General features: G+C 72.2%; 8 protein-coding genes. 3 read left to right on the top strand and 5 right to left on the bottom strand.

Features of this window, described 5'->3' with window-relative positions; genetic code table 11:
- Nucleotides 1–70: 70 nt before the first annotated feature.
- The 3 genes from AOM46_RS01280 to AOM46_RS01270 all read left to right on the top strand — a co-directional run bounded on the left by AOM46_RS01280 (nt 71) and on the right by AOM46_RS01270 (nt 2,124).
- Nucleotides 71–790, top strand: a complete 720-nt coding sequence (locus tag AOM46_RS01280; protein WP_062204305.1) for an SGNH/GDSL hydrolase family protein — start codon at nt 71–73, stop codon at nt 788–790.
- 53 nt (nt 791–843) lie between these two features.
- A complete protein-coding gene (locus AOM46_RS01275) occupies nt 844–1,320 on the top strand; it encodes a hypothetical protein (RefSeq protein ID WP_062204303.1) in 477 nt (158 codons plus the stop codon).
- Nucleotides 1,321–1,566: 246 nt separating this feature from the next.
- Nucleotides 1,567–2,124 (top strand): hypothetical protein, encoded by a 558-nt coding sequence (locus tag AOM46_RS01270; protein WP_062204300.1) that lies wholly within the window; start codon nt 1,567–1,569, stop codon nt 2,122–2,124.
- Nucleotides 2,125–2,132: 8 nt separating this feature from the next.
- Here AOM46_RS01270 and AOM46_RS01265 read toward each other — a convergent pair whose 3' ends face one another.
- Genes AOM46_RS01265 through AOM46_RS01245 form a run of 5 tightly spaced genes read right to left on the bottom strand, consistent with a single transcriptional unit; the run spans nt 2,133 to nt 6,822 of the window.
- On the bottom strand, nt 2,133–2,549 hold the full coding sequence (locus AOM46_RS01265) for an Imm10 family immunity protein (RefSeq protein ID WP_062204298.1): 417 nt from the start codon (nt 2,547–2,549) through the stop codon (nt 2,133–2,135).
- Nucleotides 2,550–2,559: 10 nt separating this feature from the next.
- Nucleotides 2,560–3,816, bottom strand: coding sequence for a sugar ABC transporter permease (locus tag AOM46_RS01260; protein ID WP_062204296.1), 1,257 nt, complete (start codon nt 3,814–3,816; stop codon nt 2,560–2,562).
- Nucleotides 3,813–4,580, bottom strand: coding sequence for an ATP-binding cassette domain-containing protein (locus AOM46_RS01255; protein ID WP_078856362.1), 768 nt, complete (start codon nt 4,578–4,580; stop codon nt 3,813–3,815). Before AOM46_RS01255 ends, AOM46_RS01260 begins: the two co-directional genes overlap by 4 nt.
- Nucleotides 4,577–5,707, bottom strand: a complete 1,131-nt coding sequence (locus AOM46_RS01250; protein WP_062204294.1) for a substrate-binding domain-containing protein — start codon at nt 5,705–5,707, stop codon at nt 4,577–4,579. The genes AOM46_RS01255 and AOM46_RS01250 overlap by 4 nt, the downstream gene beginning before the upstream one ends.
- Nucleotides 5,704–6,822, bottom strand: coding sequence for an ROK family transcriptional regulator (locus AOM46_RS01245; protein ID WP_078856361.1), 1,119 nt, complete (start codon nt 6,820–6,822; stop codon nt 5,704–5,706). Before AOM46_RS01245 ends, AOM46_RS01250 begins: the two co-directional genes overlap by 4 nt.
- Nucleotides 6,823–7,024 lie beyond the last annotated feature (202 nt).

Here is a 7,024-nt window from a genome sequence, read left to right as displayed (position 1 = left end):
TCGACCAGTGTTGCGCCCGGGTCGACGCCCGAGGAGATGGTGTGGTCGTGGTCGTGGCGCGGGGTGTCGCATGAATCCGCTGTTGTTGCCGGTCGTCGCCGTGCAGGGTATGCGGGTGCGGTCCTCGACGGAGGTCCTGCCTCCGGCGTCCGGGCCGCTCACGGGCCGGGTGCCGGCGGGCGATGACGGTGCGCCGGACGATACCTCGGACGACGCGCTGCGGCTCGGGGTGCTGGGCGAGTCGACGGCCGCCGGCTGCGGGGTGGATTCGCATGCCGAGGGCTTCACCGGCTGTCTGGCCGGGGAGTTGGCGGCGCGCACCGGGCGGCCCGTGACCTGGGAGGTCGTCGGCCAGCACGGCGCGACCGCGCGGCGCATCAGGTATCGGCTGCTTCCCGAGTTCGACGGGAAGTTCGACACGGCGGTGCTGCTGGCCGGGGTGAACGATGTGCTCTCCCGCCGCTCGCCCAGGGACTGGGGCGATGATCTGGCCGCCGTCATCGACGAGTTGACGACGCGCGCCGGGCGGGTGGTCGTTCCCGGGATCCCCGCCTTTCGGGCGTTTCCGTCGCTACCGCGAACGTTGGCGCGCTTTCTGGACGAGCGGGCGCAGGCCCTGGACGAGGTGTCCCGGCGGGTCTGTGGTGAGCGGCCGGGGGCCCTGTGGGTGGATTCGGCCGAACTGCTGCCGGTCGGTGCGGACTTCTTCTCCCGGGACGGCTTCCATCCGTCGGGCTCCGGCTACCGCCGGTGGGCCGGTTCGGTGGCGGGCAAGCTGCCGAGCGAGTGACACCCGCTCCTGGCTTGGGAGTTGGGGTCGACAGCGGATGCGAAGGTGTCCTCATGGCTTATGACTCCGGTGGTGAAGGCGATGGCCTGCCGTTCCTCGATGAGCATCGACTGTGGGTGGCGGCCGGTCCCGCCGCCGTCTGGCGGGCGCTCGGCGTACGCCTGTCGGGGCGTCGGATCGTCAACGCGCCGGCCTATGCGCGGCTGGTCGGCGCCGACCCCCGGGTGTCATCGGGGGACTCGCTGAGCCGGGGGGCGACACTGCCGGGCTTCCGGGTGGCGGAGGCCACACCGGACCGGCGGTTGCGACTGACCGGACGGCATCGGTTCTCCCGCTACGAGCTGGTGTTCGGGCTGACCCCGGAGGAGAACGGGACGCTGCTCAGCGCCCGTTCCTACGCGGCGTTCCCCGGGCCGCACGGAAGTGTCTACCGCATGCTGGTATTTCGCTCCGGCGCACACCGACTCCTGGTGCCGCGTTTGCTGCGCGGGGTGCGCGACAGCGCACAAACGCCGAACGACGCCGACTGAGCCGACGAGCAGCCGCTATTGCGTCGAGCAAACACGCCCAGGTCTTCCTTATTACCCCTGGAGGATTCAGACTTGTCGACACGACAATCCCCGGGGTCACCCGATATCCCCCGGACCACCGATATTTTGACCAAAAGGGATGGATAGCCGAATTCCAGCGAAGATGCTTGGGAAAGATTTTACCGGCGCGACAACGGACGGGCAGGGCCCGACAGCTCCGGCCTCCTCGGCGCGAGGGAGGGCCCGTTGAACGAGCATGAGTTCATCGGACGACTCGACGGCTCGGAGCGGGTCTCCGTGCAGGTCGCCAACGACGGCCGGCTACAGGTCGCCATCGCCCATGAGTTCGGCTACCGGCTGGACGAGATACGGGGTGGCGGTGCGCTCCTCACACTGATCCTTGTGCGGGACGACGCCCCGGACGCCCGGCGTCGCGCGGCCCTGACCACATCCCTCCACCGCGCCAACGGGGCCTGGTGGGAGAGCTGTTTGCCGCCGCGGCTGCGGCAACTGCCGGACGCGGTCACGCCCGCGCAGGCGGGGGCGGCCAGGATCGCGGTCCACCGTTTCGACCGGAACGGCACCTCGGCCGTCCGTGCCTTCCTGCTGATCGGCGCGGTCGCGGCCCTGCTGGGGGCCGGCTACGCACACGACACCCCGCCGTTGGCGCTGGCGCTGCTCACGCTCGCCGGGGCACTTGTCGCCCTCATGCCCGCCATGGCCCGCTGGACTCTCGCCGCGCATCGGCGTCAACTCGCCGTGCTGGAACGGTTCGAGCGGCAGCGGGGCGACGGGGACCGGTGAGTGGCGGCTCAGAGGCCCGTGAGCCGGGGTATCTGGGTGGGGGTGCCCCAGGTGACAACGCGGCGGAGCATGCCGGTGAACGCGGCGAGCTCGTCCGGAGGCACGTCGAAGGTGACATCGAGGGTGGGGTCCGCGAGACGGAGGACGGCGGCGTCATACGGGGCGAAGCGGAAACGTGCGGTGGGCGCCGTGAGGTCGACGGAGAGCAGCCCGCCGTACACGGTCGCGCCGCCGACGACAACGCAGTAGCTGTTGTCGAAGAGGTCGTCCCGGTCGCGCACGACGCCCTGCCAGGGGTCGGGCGCCGACCTCATCCGTTGGAAGGAGACGGCCAGGCCGGAGTCCGTTCCCTCGGCGAAGCCCGCCTCCAGAACGTCGTCGTACTCGTCGTCGTCGGCTCCGACCAGCCGTGCGGTGATCATCATCGCGCCCGCCTCACCACCACGGCCGGCCGCGGCCGCGGATGCCGGAGGCGAGGTCGGGGTGGGTGGGGACGGCGCGGAGGTGGGTGTCGGCGGCGAGGGCCAGGGCGAGGACGACGCCGGTGACGATATAGCGGGAGGCGGTGTCCAGGTCGAGCAGTGTGAGGCCGCTGGAGATCGAGGTGATGACGAGCACGCCGACCAGCGCCGACCAGGCACTGCCCCGGCCGCCGAAGAGGCTGGTGCCGCCGATGACGGCGGCGGCGATGGCGGTGAGATAGGTCTCGGCGCCGCCGGTGCCCTGGTTGGCGGCGGCGAGCCGCCCGGCGGCGAGGACGCCGCCGAGCGCGGCCAGCGTCGAGCAGGCGACAAAGCAGGACACCGTGGTCCGGCGCACCGCGACGCCGGCGAGCAGCGCGGAGCGGCGGTCGCCGCCCACCGCGCGCACCGAGCGTCCCCAACGGGTGCGGCGCAGCGCCACATCGACCAGGGCGACAAGCGAGACGAACAGCACCACCGGATAGCCGATACCGCGCGCCGTGCCCAGATAGCCGACGGTGGCGGCGAGGAGCGCGGCGAGCGCGGCCGTCCGCCCGAGGAACTGGGCCAGGCTGATGCTCGGCAGTCCGGCGCGCACCCGCCGGGAGCGCCGCACCCACTGGCTGGCGGCGACGACGGCGACCGTGCCGACGACCAGCGCCCACGCGATCAGCGGTGGCAGAAAGCCCTGTTGGGCGAACCAGACCAGGCGGGACTCGAAGGGCAGGTTGATCGATCCCTGGGGGCCGAGCACCCGCAGCTGCAGTCCGGCGAGGACGAGCAGCCCGGCGAGGGTGAGCACCAGGCTGGGCAGTCCGAGTCGGGTGGCGCAGAAGCCGTAGCCGAGGCCGACCAGGACGCCAACCGAGAGGGCGAGCAGCACCGCGACGCCGACCGGCCAGTCGTGCAGCCCGGTGGTGACGCCGATGACGGCGGCGGCGAGGCCGCTGACCGAACCGACGGAGAGGTCGATCTGCCCGACCAGCAGGACGATGACCACGCCAAGGGCGATCATGCCGGTCGGGGCGCTCTGCAGCGTCAGGTTGACCAGGTTCTCGGCGGAGAGAAACGCCGGGTTGACGATGCCGAAGACGATCCAGATCAGGAAGAGGACCACCAGCGCCGGGACCACGCCCAGCTCCCGGTCGGGGAGGATCCGCAGCAGTCCCGGCAGGGCCTCGCCGCCCTCGGTGGCACGGTCCCGCACCGGGGACGCGGGGCCGCGGGTCATCCCGGTCTCCTGCCGCTGGGCCTGCTGACCCCGGTCATGGCGGCGAGCAGGTCCTCGTATCCGGCGCTCGCCGCGTCGAGTTCGCCGCCGACCTTGCCGAGGCGCAGCACCACGAAGCGGTCGGCGACGGCCTGCAGGTCGACGGCCTGGTGGCTGATGAGGACGACGGCGAGGCCGCGTTCGCGCAGCCGCTCCACCAGGTTGAGGACCTCGGCGGTCTGGCGGATGCCGAGCGCGGCGGTCGGCTCGTCGAGGACGACCACCCGGGGCGAGCCGAGCAGGGCGCGGGCGACGGCGACGACCTGCCGCTGCCCGCCGGACAACGTGCGGACCGGGACCCGCACCGATGGCACGCTGGTGGCCAGCTGGCCGAGCAGTTCCCATGCCTCGCGTTCCATGGCGACCTCGTCCAGGAACCCGCCTCGGGTCGGCTCGTGGCCGAGGAAAAGGTTCTCGACGACATCGAGGTTGTCGCAGAGGGCGAGGTTCTGGAAGACGGCGGCGATGCCGTGATCCCTGGCGGCGGCCGGGGAGTTGAGCACCACCTCCTCGCCGTCGAGCAGCATCCGTCCGGCGTCGGGCCGGTAGACGCCGGCGATCACCCCGGCGAGCGTCGACTTGCCGGCGGCGTTGTCGCCGACGACGCCCAGCACCTCGCGCGGGTGGACGTCGAGGTCGATGTTGACCAGGGCGCGGACGCCGCCGAAGTTCTTGGAGACGCCGCGCAGGGAGAGCACCGGCGCGGAACGGGAGGACGCGTTCATGCCGTCTCCTCGTCGTCGTCCCGGTCCGTGCCGAGGCCGATCCTGGCGCAGTCCGCCGCGTAGTGGCGGGTGCAGATCTCCTCCACGGTGTGCACGCCGCCGACGACCAGGACGCGTTCCACGTCCTCGGCGCCGACCGCGCGGGGGGCGAGCAGCAGGCTGGGGACGCCGTCGATCACCGCCGTGGTGCGGGGGGTCTCGCCCCGCAGGACGCGGACGGCCAGTTCGGCGGCGGTGCGGGCCTGTTCGGTGGTGGCCTTGTAGACGGTCATGTGCTGGTCGCCGGCGATGATGCGTTGGGTCGCGGCCAGCTCGCCGTCCTGCCCGGTGACGGGCGGCACGGGGTCTATTCCGGCGGCCTTCATCGCGGCGATGGCGCCCCCGGCGGTGCCGTCGTTGGCGGCGTAGACGCCGTCGACCCGGCCGGTGAACTCGGTCAGCCGGCTCTCGACCCAGTCGGTGGCCATGTCGGGGCTCCAGTCGGGGGTGTCGTACTCGGCGAGCACCTCGATGTCCTCTCCGTCGAGCGCCCGGTGGACTCCGGCGGCGAGCCGCGCCGCGTTGGGGTCGGTCGGCGAGCCGTGGACCAGCAGGACGCCGGGCGGGCGCCCGTCCGCCCGTGGGCCGCGCTCCCTGACCGCGCTGACCAGGGCGGTGCCCTGGAGATAGCCGATCAGCTCGCTGTCGAAGGAGACGTAGTAGTCCACATCGGCGTCCGCGATGAAGCGATCGTAGGCGATCACCGGCACCCCGTGGCGCTTCGCCTCCTGGACGATGCTGACGGCGGCGACCGTGTCCACGGCGTCGAGCACCAGGACGTCGGCGCCGCGCGCGAGCATCGACTCGGCCTGCTGCTGCTGGGTGGCGGCGTCCTGGTCGGCGTTGGCGTAGTAGACGGCGCAGCCGGGGCAGCGCTGTTCGACGACGCCGAGGAACGCGGGCCGGTCGGTGGTCTCGTAGCGGGCCGTCTTCACCTCGGGCAGCAGCAGCGCGATGGCGCCCTCGGGCGGCTCGTCACGGGAGGCGGCGGAGACCAGCACGGCCCCGGTCAGTGTCAACACCACGGCCAGGACGGCGGCGACCAGCGCGATGGGGCGTGAGCGGGGATCGGCGGGGCGCCGGCTCATCCGCCCACCAGCGGCGCGCTGCCGACGCCGGCCGTGTCGAGGGCGATGGCGAGGGCGCCGCGCACCTCGGCGGCCGCGCCGAGCTCGGCGGCGACGACCTCGACGCGTCCGGCGGTGCTGGCCATGGTGCGTTGTTCGACGACGGTCCGCATCGGGCCGAGCAGGATCTCGCCGGCGCCGGAGAGTTGGCCGCCCACGACGACGATCTCCGGATCGACGAGGTTGCAGAGGTTGGCGGCGGCGACGCCGAGGTGTTGCCCGGTGTCGGAGAGCACCCGGCGGCAGCCGGGGTCGCCGTCCTTGGCGCGGACGATGACATCGCGCAGGGTGAGATGACCGTGGCTGGCGGTCAGCATCTCCAGAAGGGCGGGCGCGCCGACATAGGTCTCCAGGCAACCGCGGTTGCCGCAGCGGCAGATGGGGCCGCTCTCGTCGATCGTCACATGCCCTATCTCGCCGGCGCCGCCCGCGCGGCCGTGGACGAGCTGTCCGCCGAGGATGAGGCCGCCGCCGACCCGGTGGGAGACCCGGAGGTAGGCGACGGAGTCGCGTCCGACGGCGGCGCCGAAGCGGGTCTCGGCGAGGGCGCCGAGGTTGGCGTCGTTGTCGATGCCGACGGGGACGTCCAGCTCCTCGGCGATGATCTCGGGCACCGAGGCTCCGTCCCAGCCGCGCAGCATGCCGAGCGCGGTGATCCGGCCGGTGCGCCGGTCGACGGGGGCGGGGAGGCAGATGCCGACGGCGAGCAGTTCGTCGGGGCTGGCGTCCAGCGACTCGATCATCTCCATGACCAGCAGCGCGGCGCGGCGCAGTCCGGCGTCGGCCCGGTGGTCGGGGGCGAGCGGCATCGACTGGTCGCCGAGGACCTGCATGGAGGCGTCGGCGAGGGCGACCCGCAGGGACCGGGTGCCGAAGTGGACTCCGGCGACCAGGCCCAGGTTGCGGGCGAGGGTGACCTGCAGGGCCCGTCGGCCGCTGCGGGTGGAGGGGGAGGTGTGCAGAACGCCGCCGGCCGTCAGCTCCTTGACGATATTGGAGACGGTCGCCGGGGACAGCCCTGTGACGCCGGCCAGCTCGATCTGCGTGAGCGATCCCCGGCGTTGGACAGCACTCACGATCCGGGCTCGGTTGGCCTCACGTAGTGAAGTCTGCGAGCCAGGTGTCACCCGGTCAGCGCGCACAGCGAGAAGGATAGCGCCTGACGTGCCACTTGGGGATCCCTTCGTGAGGAGTGCCTGGGAGACGACGAGACCGGACCGTCTTGTGTATGTGATCCGACTGCAACCTGCCGTTTAGCGTCTCTTTGGATTTACTTCT

The organism is Streptomyces sp. NBRC 109706, from assembly GCF_000974485.1.
Lineage (GTDB): Bacteria > Actinomycetota > Actinomycetes > Streptomycetales > Streptomycetaceae > Streptomyces.
Note: the sequence above shows the minus strand (reverse complement) of the source record. Positions and strands in the feature narration are given on the sequence as shown.